Raw genomic sequence first — 17,435 nt, forward strand, 5'->3', positions numbered from 1 at the left:
CGATATATGATAAAAAAATGGCAAGCAGACATGTTTGGGTATCCGCTTGCCATTGATACAGCATACATAAGACTAAATTTTTGAAATAAAATTTGTCAACTTCATTTTTGAGATAGCCCTTTTATGTTATTCCTCTTCTAATAATTCCACTAATAATGGATCTGTAATATCGACTGTTTCTTCTTGTTCAGTAGAAATATCTTTGTTTAATAAAGCAGACTCTTCTGCTGTTGGTTCAATAAGTCCCATTTTAATACGTAATTTTCTATCAACTTCAGCCATGATTTCTGGGTGTTCTAACAAGAATTTTTTAGCTGTTTCACGCCCTTGCCCAATTCTATCTTCACCATAAGAATACCATGACCCACTTTTCTTAATCATGTCATGCTCAACAGCTAAGTCTAAAATTTCTCCTGTTTTAGAAATACCTTCACCATACATGATGTCGACATAAACTGTTTTGAATGGTGGTGCCACTTTATTTTTTACAATTTTAATTTTTGTTGAGTTACCAATGATTTCAGAATCTTTGCTTCCTTTAATGGCTTCACTCTTACGTACTTCCATACGAATCGTTGAGTAGAATTTTAAAGCACGTCCTCCTGGTGTTACTTCTGGATTTCCATATGTAACACCGACTTTTTCACGTAATTGGTTAATAAAAATAGCAACTGTTTTTTGTTTGTTAATCACACTTGATAATTTTCTTAACGCTTGTGACATTAAACGAGCTTGTAACCCAACATGAGAATCACCCATATCACCTTTAATTTCTGCTTTTGGTACAAGTGCAGCAACGGAGTCAATGACAATAACATCAATCGCACCTGAACTAATTAAAGCTTCAGCAATTTCAAGTGCTTCTTCCCCACTATCTGGCTGAGATAAGAATAAATCATCAATATCAATTCCCAAATTTTTAGCATAAAGAGGGTCCATTGCATGTTCTGCATCAATATATGCCGCTACTCCTCCAGTTTTTTGTACTTCTGCAACAACGTGTAAAGCTGTTGTTGTTTTACCAGATGATTCTGGACCATAAATTTCAATGATACGTCCACGAGGGAAACCACCAATGCCTAATGCAGAATCAATTAAAATAGAACCTGATGAAATGGCATCAATTTTTGTATCGGCTCTATCTCCTAAGCGCATAATAGATCCTTTACCAAAATCTTTTTCAATTTTCTTAATAGCATCTTGCAATGCCTTCATTCTTTCTTCACTAATAACCATAATGTTCTCCTTTTTCTTCGAGCAATTCTCTCAATTTGTTTAAACCAAATATTGCGGATAATTCTCTATTGGCATTTCTACCACGATTGAAATGTACGCAATATGATATAGGTTCTTTATTTGGCATTGCAATACCAATATACACCGTTCCAGATGCTTTATCTTCTATTGCATGTTCATCAGCAATCCCAGTAAAAGAAAGACCAATATCACTACCATATAATGCCTTTACATTTTGTGCCATAGCCACAGCACACTCATGACTTATCGTTCCATATTTTAACAGTAATTCTGAAGGAATACAAAGTATTTTTTCTTTAGCACTTGTTTGATATGTGACAACACCGCCTGAAAAAACATCAGATGCACCAGAAACACTAACGAGCTTACTTTGACATAAACCACCTGTTAAACTTTCTGCAACACTGAGTGTATAGTGCTTTTCTTTTAATAAAGCAATCACAACATCAGCCAGTGTTTGATGATCGTATCCATAAAAATAAGGTTTTAATGGTTCTAAAATCAATGCTTCTGTTTGTTTAATTTTTTCTTCACATTCTTGTGTTGTTCGACCATTTGCGGTTAATCGAATGGTAACATCACCTGTATATGCGTAAATCGCAATCGTAGGATTAGACTGTGCATCAATAATAGTACTAATTTTTTCTGCTAAAGCAGATTCACCGATATTTGTGAATCTCAGTGTTTTTGACACAAAAACGCCACCTATTTTTTCTTTCAAAAAAGGCAATAGTTCTTTTTCCACCATTGTTGTCATTTCAGAGGGAGGACCAGGTAATACAGCATACATCACATTATCTTTTGTTGTCACCATACCAATAGCCAATCCATTGTGATTCTTTAAAATATGACTATTTTTGATATAGTGAGCTTGTCGCAAATTATTTTCTGGCATTTCTTTTTCAATTTTATGAAAATGATGTTTGATTTTATCAACAGCCTCATCATCTAATAATAATGTTTCTTGTAAATGTTCAGCTAATGCGTCTTTTGTTAAGTCATCTTTTGTAGGGCCAAGTCCTCCTGATAAAATCACTAAATCACTTCTTTTGGAAGCAATATTTAATAAACGACGTATTCTCTCTATATTATCACCAACACTTGTATGAAAATAAGTTGGAATACTCAATTCTTTTAAAACATTGGCAATATAATGCGTATTTGTATCTAATGTTTCACCTAAGAGTAATTCTGTTCCGACTGTAATAATTTCTGCTTTCATAAATAAACCCTCTATTTATAGTATATGCATTATGATGATAAATTTTCAAAAACAGAACGATTTTTATAAAAATACTCTATACCTGAATAAATGGTAAAGAATAAACAAATATATAAAAATATGTTTCCAACATGAAAATTATTCATTAGTAAAAAAATAATCGCAAACATTTGTGTAGCTGTTTTTATTTTTCCCGACCAGTCCGCAGCCATAACCTTCCCTTGTTCGACAAGTAATAAACGTAATCCAGTAATGGCTAATTCACGACAAACGATAATACACACAATCCAAGCAGGTATATAGTGCTTTTCAACTAACAAAATAAATGCTGTTAAGACAAGTATTTTATCTGCTAAAGGATCAGCAAATTTTCCAAAATTTGTAATGAGATGATATTTTCTAGCTAAATAACCATCTAACCAATCTGTTATACTTGCCAATACAAAAATCAGCGCTGCTATTTCAAAAGTTTGAAATACATACATAGACACAATAAAAAATGGAATGGCAATCATTCTTGCTAGTGTTAATTTGTTTGCAATATTCATTTTTTATCACCTATTTTGCTAAATTGATTTTAACCGTTTCAACCCTCGATGTCGTTGGAACAGCCACATTTTGTCCATTTAGTGTTAATGTTGCTGCTTGAGAAATACCAAATGTAATGGTAACATCATTCGCATTATTTAAAGCACGAATAGTTGTTGGCACTTTATCTGTAATCGTTCTTTCTAAAATAACTTTCCCGTGAACAGACACACGCACCCATGTTGGTTCAGTCACTTTTATCGTTAAGTTATAGTCACCTTTATAATTTTTAAATGCATCACCTAGACCATACACGATTTGATTTGCTGTTGACGATTGAACAACCAAATTACTACCACCAGGTGCTACAGTATTTTGTGATACACCATTATTATTAGCTGTACTAGACTGTGTCGTTTCTGTTGTCGTTGTTGTGCTTTCAGTGGTCGTCGTAGTTGTTGTACTTGTTGTACTTGTTGTACTAGCTGTACTTGTTGTCGTAATAGATGCAGCAGTTGTCGTTGTTGTAGTCGTTGTTTCTACTGATTGCTGGAATAGTTTCGGTGAAAAATAAATTAACGAAGCAACAATGGCTAAAGCAATGGCACAAAATATAATAACAGGTTTTCTATTTTTCTTTTGTTCTGGTGTTGTAGCCGCCATTGCTGGTTTAGAAGAAACCGGTGCTACTTTTTTCGGTTTATTCATTTTCATAGCTTGTTCTTTTTTCAAACGTTCTTTTTCTGCTAGTTCAGCTTGTCGTTTGTTTTCTTCAAGCAATTTTTCTCCGTCCATTTTTACAACAGAGGCATATTGCACAACGAAATTTTTCTTATAATAATCTCCTGGAATAATATCTAATTGATCATTTTCAATCGCTTCTAAATAGCGTAATTGGATACCCGTTTTTTCATGAATGTCATTTAGAGTATAGCCTAATTTTTCTCTTTTTTCTTTTAAAATATTACCTAAAGATGTCATAAAACTCTCCTTTTCACGTCTTTACATTTTATTATACCATACTTCAATTTAGTTTTAAAAATATGTCTTACTAAAAAATACTTAAAATCTATTTATTTTGAAAGTTATCTGTTCTCTTTATATGTATTTTATGTTATATTAAAAAAAGATACTTACAAAAGATGAAATATAAGGAATAACTAAATGAATACAAGTAAAAATAATAGGTTTATCATTTTAACAGCAACAATTATTATTGTTGCTATATTAAATATTTACTTTTTATCTTTAGTCACAACAACATTAGTAAAAGCAGAATATATTGCAGTCAGACAAAACGCTAATACCGACAGTGTTATCCAACAACTAGTCAAAAAAGATAGTAAAGTAACCATTTTAAAAAAAGAAAAAAATTGGGTACATATCTTTTACGATAATACACAAGGATGGATTCAAGAAGAAGACTTATATGCTGACCAAGTAAATGTAACACATTCAGGAAGTACAATGAGTGTGGCAAAAGAAAATGTATCTGTGTTTAAAGATCCTAGATCCACTGATAAAGAAATAGGAAAACTGGATAGACAAGCTACTTATTTAAAATTTTTTGATAAAAATGACTGGAGCCAAATTCTTTATCAAAATGAATTAGCTTGGGTAGAATCATCTGCATTAAAAGAAACAACACAACAATCTGCAGAAAGTAATCAAGTCACTTCTAAAATAAAAGCAAATAATTATCCAGCAAGAAACATTATTAAAGCAACAGATCCAACAAGTTTACTCGCTTCTCCTGGTCCTTCAGGAGCATTGGAAAACATTTATAAAGGTGAGTTCTTATATGTAAAAGATAAGGAAGCTCAAAATGGCTATTATTCAGCAACGTCTAGTAGTAATATAGATGGTTATATCAATGCAAGTAAAGCAAAATTCTTTGAAAATGTAGCGCAAAGAGTTGGAACAAAATCAAAAACATTAAATGGTGCAACAATTGTGTTAGATCCAGGACATGGAGGAACAGACGGTGGTGCTGTTTCAAATATTTCAGAAAATATAAACGAACGTATTCTCGCTTTAAAAACAGCGGAAGTATTAAAAACATTATTAGAAGAAAATGGTGCTAAAGTCATTATGACACGTACATCTGATGTTGATGTTACTTTAGAAAAACGTTCTGAAATTGCCAATACAGCACAAGCTGATGTGTTCATCAGCCTACACTATGATTCAGCCGATGTAAAAGGTCCAAGCGGAACAACCGTTCACTACTTCCACTACGAAGATATGCGTTTAGCAGACTTAGTAAATGAACAATTTGAAAATCTACCTTTAAAAACAAATGGTGTTAAATTAAGCGTTTATCAAGTTCTATACGATAATAAAGTGCCTTCTCTTCTTTTAGAATTAGGCTATATGAATAATGATAATGACGTGAAAATTTTTAATACAGAAGATTACAGACAAAAAGTGGCAACAGACGTTGTTAATGCTTTAAAAGTCTATTTTGATAACCAATAAAATGCTTGGGGCAACCCAAGTATTTTATTTTGGTTAGTTTATTCCAAATAAAAAAAAGTGAATAGCATTAGCCATTCACCATCAATATAAATTATTACTTATTCATTTGTATAATTGATACGTCATAGTTTCCTACATCATTTTTAACGATATGCATTTCTAAAACCTGCTCTTGTGTAAATGGTTTTGCAATCTGATGAAGTTCTTCAGTCGTTAAAGTGCCATATATTGTATTTGCTTCATGCACTTCACTTTGTTCAATAGGTGAATTTAAATAAGAAACTATTTTTTGTTTTGGAAATAGTGTATCAACACTCATATCAAGAGCTCGTGCTATTTTTTCTTGATTTTTTTCAGAAATGTATGTGCGTCCATTGATGTAATCATTTAATGTACTTGTTGCAATACCTGTTTCTTTTGAAATAGCTGTTTGTGTCTTTTGTTTTTCTAAAAGAGCGTCTTTTAAAGATTGACTCATCGCTTTTTTTAATATTTCTTTCAACTTATATCCTCTATTCACAAAATCTATATTTTTTATTTAAAACAAAATATTTAAGTCTATTATACTATAATAAAACATTAAATAAAAAGAATTTATATATAGAGAAAATAGATTTTATAGTATATAAAGCACTTTTCTATTTGACTATCCGAATTTATTCGGATAATATAGAATATATATAAAAGGAGGGATATTATCATGATTGTTTTATCTTTAAAAGCAGCACGTGCTAATGCCAATTTAACACTAATTGAAGCGTCAAAAATTTTGTCTATTAACAAAGATACATTATCTCGATATGAACGTAATTCTTCCCATATACCAAGATCAATTAGCTTGAAGATGCAAGAGTTATATCAAATTCCTGAAAAAAACTTATTTTTTGGCGATATTACAGAATTTCATAAAAAGAAACAAAAACATATACAAACAATGATACAAGAAAATGAATTTTAATCTTATGATAAAACAAAAAGGAGTCAGACAAATTGTCTAACTCTCTTTTTATTATTTCGATTTAATATAATTTTTTCCGATTGCGGCAGGTGCTTCAGATTTACCAATGAATAACACTAATACAATGATAGTAACAATGTATGGTGTGATTTTCAAATAAATAGACGGAATATCTGAAATGACCGGAATAGCTGTTCCTACAATACTTAAACTTTGTGCTAAGCCAAAGAATAGTGATGAGAACATAGCACCAATTGGATTCCACTTACCGAAAATCATGGCTGCCATTGCCATAAATCCTTGTCCAGCAATAGTTGCTGCTGAAAAGTTTCTTGTGATAGATTGTGATACAACAGCACCGCCAATACCTCCTAAAAAACCAGAAAGTAAAACAGCATAGTATTTCATAGAGGATACATGAATACCTAATGTATCTGCAGCTTGTGGATACTCCCCTACTGCTCTTAGTCGTAAACCAAATCTTGTTTTAAATAAAATAAACCAAGAAACACATGCTACTAAAATAGCAATATAGGCAACGACATACGTGTTTTTAAAGAAAATAGGTCCGATAACAGGTATATCTTCTAAAATTGGGAATGAAAATAATCCAAATGATTCTGTGATAATATCTGTTTGTCCTTTATCTTCATATAAAAGTCTTGTTAGCACAACACATAATGCTGGTGCAATTAAGTTTAAGACTGTTCCAGAAATAACGTGATCGGCTCTTAAATTTACTGTAGCAATAGCATGAATAATCGCAAATAATAATCCTGCTATTCCTCCGACTAATAGTCCAATCCACGGCGTAGCTGCACCGAATGATTCAGCACACTCTAAATTAAAGACAATAGAAGCAAAAGAGCCAACAACCATAATTCCTTCTAATCCAACGTTTACAACACCGCTACGTTCGGAGAATGTTCCACCTAAAGCTGTAAAAATTAGAGGTGACGCATACAATAAAGTAGATCCAACAATCAATGTTAATATTTGTGTAATAGTCATATTATTATGCCTCCTCGCTTTGTTTCCATTTTATTTTATCAAGTATAAAACGAATAATATAGTTTGCACCGACGAAGAAAATAATAATAGCTGTAATAACAGTTACTAATTCAGCAGGTACATTTGTCATTAAAGACATTTCTGAACTTCCTGATTCAAAAATACCGAATAATGCTGCTGATAAAATAATACCTAGTGGATTTCCTAATGCCAATAAGGAAACGGACATACCTGTAAATCCAATCGCAGGAGAAACACCATTTTGTAAGAAGATGTTTTCAAATTGCCCTAAGCCCTCCATAACACCTGCAAGACCTGCAAGACATCCACTAATAAACATCGCACGAATAATATTTTTCTTTGCGTTCATACCTGCATATTCAGCAGCAAATGGGTTTAATCCAACAGCACGTAATTCTAATCCTAATGTTGTACGTTTTAACATAATATGTACCAAAAGTGCCATGAAAACAGAAATAATGATACCTAAATGAACTGTTGAATTATCCGTTAATTCTGTTAAGACATCCCAACGTAAACTTGCCGCTTGTGGAATGGTGTTTGTTTTATCAGCTGCTGGGTTTGTCATTACATTACGAATTAAGAAGTCATTTACGTATAAAATAACATAGTTTAACATAATAGTTGTTATCACTTCACTAGCATTGAAATAAGCTTTTAAAATACCAGCAATACCAGCCCATACAGCACCAGCAATCATACCTGTTACAATACATAGTGGCAATAGCATATATTGAGGTAATGTTGGGAATGATAAGGCAACCCAAACAGATGTCAACCAACCAGCTAATGCTTGTCCAGACAATCCAATATTAAAGAATCCTGCTTTATAAGCAACAGAAAATCCTAATGCTGTTAAAATAAGTGGAGCCATAGAACGTAATGTTTGTCCTATTCCATAAGATGTACCTAATGCTCCTCCAAATAGATATTGATAAGCTTCAATAGGATCTTTTCCAATCAATGCAATAATAATTGCACCAAATACCAAACCTAGTAAAACGGATAAAAATGGTACAAGTAGGTTTTGAAATTTTTTATGACTATTCATGAGAACCTCCTCCTACTTCTTTGTCTGCTTTTTCAACAGATGAACCTGCAATCAACAATCCTAATTCTCTTACAGTGGTTTCTTCTGGTTTTACAATCGCTACAATTCTACCGTCATACATAACAGCAATTCTATCTGCAACGTTCATAATTTCATCTAATTCAAAACTCATTAACAACACTGCTTTGCCATGTGTACGTTGACTAATCAAACGTTTATGAATAAATTCGATTGCACCAACGTCTAATCCACGAGTTGGTTGTGCTGCAATCAATAAGTCCGGGTTTCTATCAATTTCACGTGCAATAATTGCTTTTTGTTGATTTCCTCCAGATAAAGCAGATGCATTCACTTTTTCACTAGGTGTACGTACGTCAAACTCATTGATTAAATGCATAGCATACGTTGAAATAATTTTATCGTTTAAAAAACCACGTTTACTGAATGGTTTTTGATAATAAGTTTGAAGAATAATATTTTCTTCTACCGTCATATCCAATACTAATCCGTGTTTATGTCTATCTTCTGGAATATGACCTAAACCAGTTTCCGTAATTTGTCTTGGTGTGCGATTTGTAATATCTTTACCATTCAACGTTACGGTTCCTTGTGTTGATTTTGTTAATCCAGCAATAGCTTGAATAAGTTCTGTTTGTCCATTACCGTCAACACCTGCAATACCGACAACTTCTCCAGCGTGAATTGTTAAGTCAACACCTTTCACGATTGGTAAGCCACGAGATTCATTAACATGTAAATTTTTAATTTCTAAAACAGGGTGTTGTGGGTTAGCAGGTGCTTTATCTGTTTTAAAGGAAACAGCACGCCCTACCATCATATCTGCCAATTCTTGAGAAGACACTTTATCCACATCAACAGTATCAATATGTTCTCCACGACGAATAACAGTACATTTATCTGCCACGGCACGAATTTCATCTAATTTATGCGTAATGATAACAACAGATTTTCCCTCTGCTGCTAGACCTTTAATAATTTTAATCAGTTCATCAATCTCTTGAGGTGTTAAAACAGCGGTCGGCTCATCAAAAATCAAAATATCTGCACCACGGTACAATGTTTTTAAAATTTCAACACGTTGTTCCATACCTACTGTAATATCTCTTACAAGAGCGTCTGGATTGATATCTAAATTATATTGTTTTGATAATGCCAAAATTTCTTCACGTGCTTTTTTTATATTCACAACACCGGCTTGTGTTGGCTCAGTTCCTAAAATAATATTTTCTGTTACTGTGAATTTTTTTACCAACATGAAATGCTGATGCACCATACCGATTTTTAATTTTGTTGCTTTTGTTGGAGAGGTAATTTTAACAGTTTCACCATTGATGAGGATTTCTCCGCTTGTTGGTTGTAATAATCCACATAACATATTCATAAGTGTCGATTTACCCGCACCATTTTCACCTAATAAAGCATGGATTTCACCTTTTTTAACTTTTAAGTTAATATTTTTATTGGCTGTGAAATCACCAAACTTCTTTGTTATGTTTCGCATCTCAATAACATAGTTTGATTCGGACATTTATGTCATTCCTTTCAACTTTTCACCTTTTATAAAAAGACCCACTCAACACACAATATTGAGTGGGTGTTACTATTATTTATATAAGATTATTTTTTTAAAAATTCATCTAATTCTGCTTCAGTAGCAGGTGCTTTTACTTTGCCATCAATGATATCTTGTTTAGCTTTTTTCACTGCATCTTTAACATCAGCACTTAATTGACCGTCTGTTAAATCTACACCACCGTCAGCTAAAGTATAGCGTGTTAAACCACTCTTGAATCCGTCTTTTTCTGTTGCTTCTGCAAATTTCACAACAGCTTCACCAACTTTTTTCAATGTTGATGTTAAAGTAACAGATTTTTCTTCGCCTGATTTTGTTTTGTATTTACCTTGTTCATGTTGGTCTAAGTCAACACCGATAACCCATAATTGTTTAGAATCGTCAGCTTGCATTAAATCAGTTGCAGCAGTAAACACACCTAAACCTGATGCTCCAGCAGCTCCGTAGATAACGTCTGCACCATTAGCAAACATTGTGTTAGCGATTGTTTTACCAGTTCCTGCATCTTGGAATGAACCAACGTATTGTCTATCAACTGTAATATCTTTGTTAACAGATTTTGCACCAGCAACAAATCCAGCTTCAAAACGAATTAAAGTTTCTGTTTTCACACCACCGATATATCCAATGTGATTTGTTTTTGTTGTTTTAGCTGCAGCAATACCTGCTAAGTATGCAGATTCATTTTCAGCAAATAAGATAGATGCACCATTTGTATATTGATCTTTAATTACACTATCAACTGTAACAAAATGATTATCTTTGTTTTCTTCTGTTGCTTTATTTGCTGCTTCTTGTAAAGTGAAACCTACCGCAAAAATTAAATCATATTTTGCTGATACAGCTTTTTTAAAGTTTGTTGCATAGTCTTTTTCACCAGAAGATTGAATGTAGTTATAACCTTCTGCACCTTTTTCACGACCATGTTCTTTACCCCATGCTTGCATTGCTGTCCAAGCACTTTGGTTAAATGATTTATCGTCAACACCACCAGAGTCAGTTACCATAACAATTGAGAATTTTTTCGCTGCTTTTTCACCAGCAGTTGTTTTCTCCATTGAATTAGAAGCAGATTTATTACCACATGCTGCTAATAATAAGACCGCAGCTGCACTCATTGTAACTAATCCTAAAACTTTTCTTTTTGACATATATAAATACCCTCCTCGATATGATGTTCCATAAGAACAATTCTATTTTAACATATAAACACGAAAAATAAAACAAATTTTATTCTTTTTTTACGGTTTCAGACAATAAATTGTATTTTAAAATGAAAAAAACATGAAAAATAAAGTTATTTTTTCAAAAAAACGAACAATTAATTTTTTTTGGTCTATATTTTATAAAAAAAGCCATAATTATACCAACTATCAGTTTTATCAATCGTAAGAAAGATAAAATCAGTTATTAAAAAATACAATTTTATAAATACAAAAAGGCAAGGTTAAAAACCTCACCTTTCTTTTTATACATGATAAATATCGTTTACTGTTTTTTCAGAATCTACAACAATGTATAAATGTCCGTTAGATGCAACTACTGATGATTGATATTTATTATCCATACCATCTTCATCTAATGCTTTATAAGGGAAATAAACAGTGTCTGCATCATTTGTATCAAATACAATATCCATTTTTTCAATATCTTGATATGTACGTACACGTCCAAACATACCTTGTTCTAATCCGCCAAGATTGATATCTTTTGTATTAACATGATCAGCTTCTGGATATACTTCAATTCTAAAAGAACCACATGGATGAATTTTTTGGAAATCACTTTCGCCAATACGTCCAAAACTTGTTGTGATTTGTTTAATCCATAAATCTCCAATCGTTCTTCTTTCGACTGTCCAAGTTTCACCATTTCTAAAATAAAATTTTAAATGTGTCATTTCTTTAGCCATAATAAACTCCTTCATCGTTTTTATTGTTCAATTTATTATATAATAAATTGAAATGATTGTCATTTTTTATTGAACAATTTCAAAACTAATCTATCCGACACTGTTGGCAATACTTCATAAAGAACCGCTGCTACCGCCATACTAAATGGTAAATTGATTTCTCGTGTAGGTCTAAAAATTCTTCGACTTATCTTCCGAGCAACATCTTTTGCTGTGAGCATGGTATTTGCTACTGCTTTTTGATATTGTCCTGTTTTATCTGCAATATCAAAAAATCCTGTATCAATAGGTCCGGGATTAACCGTCGTCACAAAAATACCATGTTTTTTTGCTTCTAATCGAAGAGCATTCGCATATCCTCTTAGTCCAAATTTCGTTGCTGAATAAATAGATGACTTGGGTGTTGCCATTTTACTCGCTTGAGAAGCAACAAAAATAATATGTCCTTTACCTTGTTTATATAATTTAGGTAATAAAGCATTCGTCAATACAATCGGTGACAAAATATTTACAGAAAACATATGCTCTACTGTATTATCTGTAAATAAATGAGCTTCTTCAAATATACCATAACCCGCATTATGAATGATGATGTCAATTTGTTCTGGTAACGCATTTAAACACATTTGTCTATCTTGTTCTTTCGATAAATCACAAACAATGTAATCAACAGTTACTGTATCACTTGTAAACGTATCTTTTAATTCTTTTAATATTGGTTCTTTTCGACCAACTAGTATAAAATGTGTTGGTTCTTGTGTTAATTCTTCAACCAGCGCCTGTCCTAATCCACCAGTTGCTCCTGTTAATAAAATCGTTCTAGTCATGATTAAAAGGCACCTCAATTTCTAATAAATCATGGACAACTTTTGTATTTGCAAAAATGGCTTGTGCATCTTTTTGAAGTTTTTTAACATCTTGTCCTAAATATCTTGAACTAATATGTGTTAAATAAAGTTGTTTTACATTTGCTTTTACAGCAATTTCTGCTGCCTGTTGACAAGTGGCATGGAAATAATTATGAGCTAATTTTTCTTCGCCTTTTCCAAATGTCGATTCATGTACTAAAACATCAGCATGTTGACAAAATGAAATATGGGATGACACAAAACGTGTATCTCCAAAAATAACGACTTCTCTTCCTTTTTTTTGCTCACCAATAAAGTCCTTACCATTGATCACTGTACCGTCCTCTAATGTTACAATTTCACCTTTTTTAATACGACCAAAAATAGGCCCATTAGGAATATTGTACTGTTTCAATTTCTCAATTTGTAATTCACCAGGATAATCAGCTTCAATAACACGATAGCCATAAGACTGTATTCCATGTTGTAATGTCATATACTTTACAGCAATTTTATCATCTTGATAAGCAACTCCTTCTTGCTCGAGCTCAACAAAATGTAATGGATACTTCAAATGACAATGTGAAATTTTTAAAGAGGTTAAGACAAAATCTTTAATACCGACTGGTCCATAAATCGTTAAAGATTCTTCTCCTCCTTGAAACGCACGACTACTTAATAATCCAGGTAATCCATAAATGTGATCTCCATGTAAATGTGTAACAAATATTTTAGTAATTTTTCTAGGACGAATACTCGTATGTAAAATAGTATGTTGGGTAGCTTCTCCACAATCAAATAACCATACTTCATTTCGTTCATCTAACATTTTTAAAGCGATAGATGATACATTTCTACTTTTTGAAGGGACGCCTGCACCAGTTCCTAAAAACTGTAAATACATATGACCAACTCCTTTCTAACTGTATGACCTTAATCGACAAACTCAAACTCAAAAGATTTAATACGTACGGTATCTCCACTTACTGCACCTTTTTCACGTAATGCTTCATCAATCCCCATACTTCTCAACTGACGTGCAAAACGCATAATACTTTCATCATGTGAAAAATTAGTCATATCAAATAATTTTTCTAATTTTTCTCCACTTAATACCCAGATTGCGTCATCATCTCGTGTAATCGTAAACGGTTGTTCTTGTTCCAATGTATAAACAATATTTTCTTCAAGCACAACCTCATCTTCAAATAATGGGAATGGATCTGTTTCTTCTAACAAGCTGTATGTTTTAAGTAATAATTCCTCAACACCTTTTGATTGCCATGCAGAAATTTCCACAATATCAATCTGCTTATCAGAATATATTTCATTTAGTTTTTGTTTAAAGACGATTAAATTTTCTTGTGCTTGTGGCATATCCATTTTATTTGCCACGATAATTGTTGGACGTTCTAATAAACGTAATTGATAAGTAGACAGCTCATGGTTAATCTTTTCATAATCATCAAAAGGATCTCTTCCTTCAATACTTGCCATATCAATCACATGTAAAATAACACGTGTACGTTCAATATGTTTTAAAAATTGAATACCTAACCCAACCCCAGATGAAGCTCCCTCAATCAATCCGGGTAAATCTGCCATAACAAATTGTTCTGATGTATGTGGAACACTAACCATACCTAAGTTTGGTACAATTGTCGTAAAATGATATTCGGCTATTTTAGGTTTAGCACTACTTACAACAGATAATAAAGTCGATTTCCCAACTGATGGAAAACCTACCAACCCAACATCAGCTAGCACTTTTAACTCTAAAATAACTTCTAATTCTTCTCCTGATTCACCATTTTCAGCAACTTCTGGAGCGGGATTTTTATGTGTTGCAAAACGTTTATTTCCACGTCCACCACGTCCACCTTTGGCAATGACAACTTCTTGATTTTTTTCAGTCATATCTGCAATGACAGCATTTGTTTGTGCATTTCTAACAATGGTTCCCGCTGGAACATTGACATAAGTATCTTTTGCACCTTTACCAAACATGCTTTTACTCATTCCATTTTCGCCATTTTTACCTTTAAAAATACGATTATATCTAAAATCCATCAATGTTCTAAGTCCTTCGTCGACACGAAAAATAACACTACCGCCATTTCCACCATCTCCACCAGCTGGTCCACCGTCTGGAACATATTTTTCACGACGAAACGCCACCATACCATCTCCGCCTTTTCCAGCTTTTACAAAGACTTTTGCATAATCTAAAAACATGGACATTGTATTCCTCCTCTACCTCATAATACGCACTATTACTCTAGCATATTTTTTAAAAATTCACAAAAAGAAAGCGAGTATAACAGAATCGTTTCCTCGCTACTTTTAAGACTATTAAACTTCTTCTGGTGTTGTCAGCGGGTCAATCGTTAACTCACCTGCTACAACTTCTTCTAAAGCACGACCTACATTTTTATATGAATCGTAATCTTCTAAAGCACCTTCTTCATGACGGTCTAGTTCATGAGCTCGTTTACTAGAAACGATAACTAGTGAGTATTTTGAATCAATTTTATCTAATAATTTATCAATAGATGGATATAACATCATAATGATTTGCCTCCTACTTATTTACTATGCCACTCGTCAAAAACACGAGTCACTTTTAAATGTTCACTTTGAATAATTGCTTTCACTTTATCAACAGCTGATTGAACATCATCGTTGATAACAGCATAATCATAATGTTTCATTAAAGCAAGTTCTTCTTTTGCTTTTTTAATACGTTTTTCAATAATAGGAGCATCATCTGTTCCTCTACCAATTAAACGTCGTTCTAACTCTTCTAAATCAGGTGGTGTTAAAAAAATAAATACACCTTCTGGCATTTTACTTCTTACTTGTATAGCACCATTGACTTCTATTTCTAAAAAGACATCTTTGCCTTTTTCTAACATTTCTTCTACATAATCAACGGGAGTCCCATAATAGTTCCCAACGTATTCGGCATATTCTAACATTTTGCCATCTTTAATCATTTGTTCAAACTCTTCTTTTGTTCTAAATAAATAATCAACACCGTCTACTTCTCCCTCACGACACTGTCTTGTTGTCGCTGAAATAGAGTAAATCAGTGCATCGTTTTGAGTTTGTTCAAATATTTTTTGTCGAACAGTTCCTTTTCCAACACCTGACGGTCCAGAAAGAACAATCAACAATCCACGTTCTGCCATATTTTATTTCCACCTAATATTATAATCTTCTTTCTAATATAACATAAATTAGCAAAGTTATCTATTGTTTTCATAAAAATATTAAGATATTTTATTTCTTGTTCGGCGTAACTAGAATAAGAAAAATGACATTCCTAAAAATAATGTGTTACAATGTAACACATATACGGAGGAGATAACATGAGTACAATTACCGTTCGATTAAATAAAGAAGAGGAAACATTTTTTAAAAATTATGCACAAATTCAAGGACAAAGTTTGTCTAGCTTGTTTAAGAGAGCTTTAGAAACAGTGATTGAAGATGAATATGATTTAAAATTATATAAACAATCATTCCAAGAATATTTGGAAAACTCTGAAACATTATCACATGCTGATTTCAAGAAAGAATTAGGATTTGAATAATGTATCATATTCACTATTCAAAAAAAGCACAAAATCAAATCAAAAAAATAGATAGACAGATTCAACGACTTTTATTTGCATGGATTGATAAGCATTTAGAAGGTACAAATAATCCTAGACAACACGGGAAAGGTTTAACTGGAGATAAGTCACGGGAATGGCACTATCGTATTGGATATTATCGATTGATTTGTGATATTCAAGAAAATACTTTGATTATTTTAGCACTTGAATTTGGACATAGAAAAGATATTTATCATGAGTTATCCGTTTAGTATCAACTTATTAAATAAAAAGTCATCAGACACTAAAAAGTGCCTGATGATTTTTTATTTATCTTTTACTTTCATCATACGAATGATATTACTACGTTCATTTTCTTCAAGTTTCATTTGAATATATGCAATAGTTTCTTCAAGTTGTGGAATAATTAAATGTTCTAATGCATTTACACGACGGCGTGTCTTTTCGATTTCATCTGCGAGTAGCTGACATGTTTTTTCAACTTCTGTTAAACGTAATAATGCTTTTGTTGTATCTGTTAACTCATCAATCGCTTTATCCATATCACTATTTGAGTTTAATAAACCATATTGAAATGTATTTTTTTGATGAACATCTTCAGGAAATTGTACATGTAACTTAGGTACTGTAACGCTCATAATATTTTGCTCATCTATTTGTAAGGATACTTCTTGTGTTGGTAAAGCAAACGCTTCTTCAATAAAAGCTTCGTGTAATAATGATTTAGCTAAAACAAAAGATTGCATTCCCTTTGTTAAACGCATTTCAACATCTTGTCTTAATGTATGATTTTCTTTGATGAGAAGGATAAAACGACGCATAAGTTCATCTTGTTTATCTTTTAATAATTTATGTCCACGAGTAGATGTTTTTAATCTTTTTTTCAAGACAGACAATTCCATACGGGTTGGTTTAACGTTTAAACGTGTCATGTC

20 protein-coding genes are annotated in these 17,435 nt (G+C 32.4%); 4 read left to right on the plus strand and 16 right to left on the minus strand.

Going from position 1 to position 17,435, the window contains the following annotated elements; genetic code table 11:
* Positions 1 to 126: 126 nt before the first annotated feature.
* From recA to H1220_03910, 4 genes are read right to left on the minus strand one after another with little or no spacing between them, the layout of a single operon-like run.
* Positions 127 to 1,236, minus strand: a complete 1,110-nt coding sequence (gene recA, locus H1220_03895; GenBank protein ID QMI86496.1) for a recombinase RecA — start codon at positions 1,234 to 1,236, stop codon at positions 127 to 129.
* Positions 1,226 to 2,479, minus strand: a complete 1,254-nt coding sequence (locus H1220_03900) for a competence/damage-inducible protein A (protein ID QMI86497.1) — start codon at positions 2,477 to 2,479, stop codon at positions 1,226 to 1,228. Before H1220_03900 ends, recA begins: the two co-directional genes overlap by 11 nt.
* 29 nt (positions 2,480 to 2,508) lie before the next feature.
* Positions 2,509 to 3,027: a CDP-diacylglycerol--glycerol-3-phosphate 3-phosphatidyltransferase gene (gene pgsA, locus H1220_03905; GenBank protein ID QMI86498.1), complete on the minus strand. Its 519-nt coding sequence runs from the start codon at positions 3,025 to 3,027 to the stop codon at positions 2,509 to 2,511.
* 10 nt (positions 3,028 to 3,037) lie between these two features.
* Positions 3,038 to 3,988, minus strand: coding sequence for a DUF4115 domain-containing protein (locus H1220_03910; GenBank protein QMI86499.1), 951 nt, complete (start codon positions 3,986 to 3,988; stop codon positions 3,038 to 3,040).
* Positions 3,989 to 4,171: 183 nt separating this feature from the next.
* Here H1220_03910 and H1220_03915 point away from each other — a divergent pair, with 183 nt between their 5' ends.
* A complete protein-coding gene (locus H1220_03915; GenBank protein QMI86500.1) occupies positions 4,172 to 5,485 on the plus strand; it encodes an N-acetylmuramoyl-L-alanine amidase in 1,314 nt (437 codons plus the stop codon).
* 94 nt (positions 5,486 to 5,579) lie between these two features.
* Here the strand turns inward: H1220_03915 and H1220_03920 are convergent, their stop codons facing one another.
* Complete coding sequence (locus H1220_03920) at positions 5,580 to 5,987, minus strand: helix-turn-helix transcriptional regulator (protein QMI86501.1); 408 nt, start codon at positions 5,985 to 5,987, stop codon at positions 5,580 to 5,582.
* Positions 5,988 to 6,188: 201 nt separating this feature from the next.
* Between H1220_03920 and H1220_03925 the strand changes: the two genes are divergently transcribed.
* Entirely contained in the window at positions 6,189 to 6,443 is a 255-nt protein-coding gene (locus tag H1220_03925; GenBank protein QMI86648.1) for a helix-turn-helix transcriptional regulator, read from the plus strand.
* A 51-nt stretch (positions 6,444 to 6,494) separates the two neighbouring features.
* Here H1220_03925 and H1220_03930 read toward each other — a convergent pair whose 3' ends face one another.
* The 10 genes from H1220_03930 to gmk all read right to left on the minus strand — a co-directional run bounded on the left by H1220_03930 (position 6,495) and on the right by gmk (position 16,071).
* Complete coding sequence (locus H1220_03930) at positions 6,495 to 7,454, minus strand: ABC transporter permease (protein QMI86502.1); 960 nt, start codon at positions 7,452 to 7,454, stop codon at positions 6,495 to 6,497.
* 4 nt (positions 7,455 to 7,458) lie between these two features.
* A complete protein-coding gene (locus tag H1220_03935; protein QMI86503.1) occupies positions 7,459 to 8,526 on the minus strand; it encodes an ABC transporter permease in 1,068 nt (355 codons plus the stop codon).
* Positions 8,519 to 10,075, minus strand: a complete 1,557-nt coding sequence (locus H1220_03940) for an ABC transporter ATP-binding protein (GenBank protein ID QMI86504.1) — start codon at positions 10,073 to 10,075, stop codon at positions 8,519 to 8,521. The genes H1220_03935 and H1220_03940 overlap by 8 nt, the downstream gene beginning before the upstream one ends.
* Positions 10,076 to 10,164: 89 nt before the next feature.
* A complete protein-coding gene (locus tag H1220_03945) occupies positions 10,165 to 11,271 on the minus strand; it encodes a BMP family ABC transporter substrate-binding protein (protein ID QMI86505.1) in 1,107 nt (368 codons plus the stop codon).
* A gap of 317 nt (positions 11,272 to 11,588) precedes the next feature.
* Complete coding sequence (locus tag H1220_03950) at positions 11,589 to 12,032, minus strand: hypothetical protein (GenBank protein ID QMI86506.1); 444 nt, start codon at positions 12,030 to 12,032, stop codon at positions 11,589 to 11,591.
* A gap of 59 nt (positions 12,033 to 12,091) precedes the next feature.
* Entirely contained in the window at positions 12,092 to 12,859 is a 768-nt protein-coding gene (locus H1220_03955; GenBank protein QMI86507.1) for an SDR family oxidoreductase, read from the minus strand.
* Positions 12,852 to 13,784 carry a ribonuclease Z gene (gene rnz, locus H1220_03960; GenBank protein QMI86508.1) on the minus strand — a complete coding sequence of 311 codons (933 nt, stop codon included), beginning with the start codon at positions 13,782 to 13,784 and terminating at the stop codon, positions 12,852 to 12,854. Before rnz ends, H1220_03955 begins: the two co-directional genes overlap by 8 nt.
* A gap of 29 nt (positions 13,785 to 13,813) precedes the next feature.
* The gene (obgE, locus tag H1220_03965; GenBank protein QMI86509.1) at positions 13,814 to 15,121 is read right to left on the minus strand and encodes a GTPase ObgE; all 1,308 of its coding nucleotides are present in this window, start codon (positions 15,119 to 15,121) and stop codon (positions 13,814 to 13,816) included.
* Between the two features lie 111 nt (positions 15,122 to 15,232).
* Positions 15,233 to 15,445, minus strand: a complete 213-nt coding sequence (locus H1220_03970; protein ID QMI86649.1) for a DNA-directed RNA polymerase subunit omega — start codon at positions 15,443 to 15,445, stop codon at positions 15,233 to 15,235.
* 20 nt (positions 15,446 to 15,465) lie between these two features.
* Positions 15,466 to 16,071, minus strand: coding sequence for a guanylate kinase (gmk, locus tag H1220_03975; protein ID QMI86510.1), 606 nt, complete (start codon positions 16,069 to 16,071; stop codon positions 15,466 to 15,468).
* A gap of 180 nt (positions 16,072 to 16,251) precedes the next feature.
* Here gmk and H1220_03980 point away from each other — a divergent pair, with 180 nt between their 5' ends.
* Both H1220_03980 and H1220_03985 read left to right on the plus strand, forming a co-directional pair.
* Positions 16,252 to 16,476 (plus strand): translation repressor RelB, encoded by a 225-nt coding sequence (locus H1220_03980; GenBank protein QMI86511.1) that lies wholly within the window; start codon positions 16,252 to 16,254, stop codon positions 16,474 to 16,476.
* Complete coding sequence (locus H1220_03985; protein QMI86512.1) at positions 16,476 to 16,751, plus strand: type II toxin-antitoxin system RelE/ParE family toxin; 276 nt, start codon at positions 16,476 to 16,478, stop codon at positions 16,749 to 16,751. The genes H1220_03980 and H1220_03985 overlap by 1 nt, the downstream gene beginning before the upstream one ends.
* Before the next feature lie 54 nt (positions 16,752 to 16,805).
* Here H1220_03985 and H1220_03990 read toward each other — a convergent pair whose 3' ends face one another.
* Positions 16,806 to 17,432, minus strand: coding sequence for a V-type ATP synthase subunit D (locus tag H1220_03990; GenBank protein QMI86513.1), 627 nt, complete (start codon positions 17,430 to 17,432; stop codon positions 16,806 to 16,808).
* Positions 17,433 to 17,435 lie beyond the last annotated feature (3 nt).

The sequence above is a fragment of the Carnobacteriaceae bacterium zg-84 genome (assembly GCA_013874835.1).
Classification (GTDB): domain Bacteria; phylum Bacillota; class Bacilli; order Lactobacillales; family Aerococcaceae; genus WM01.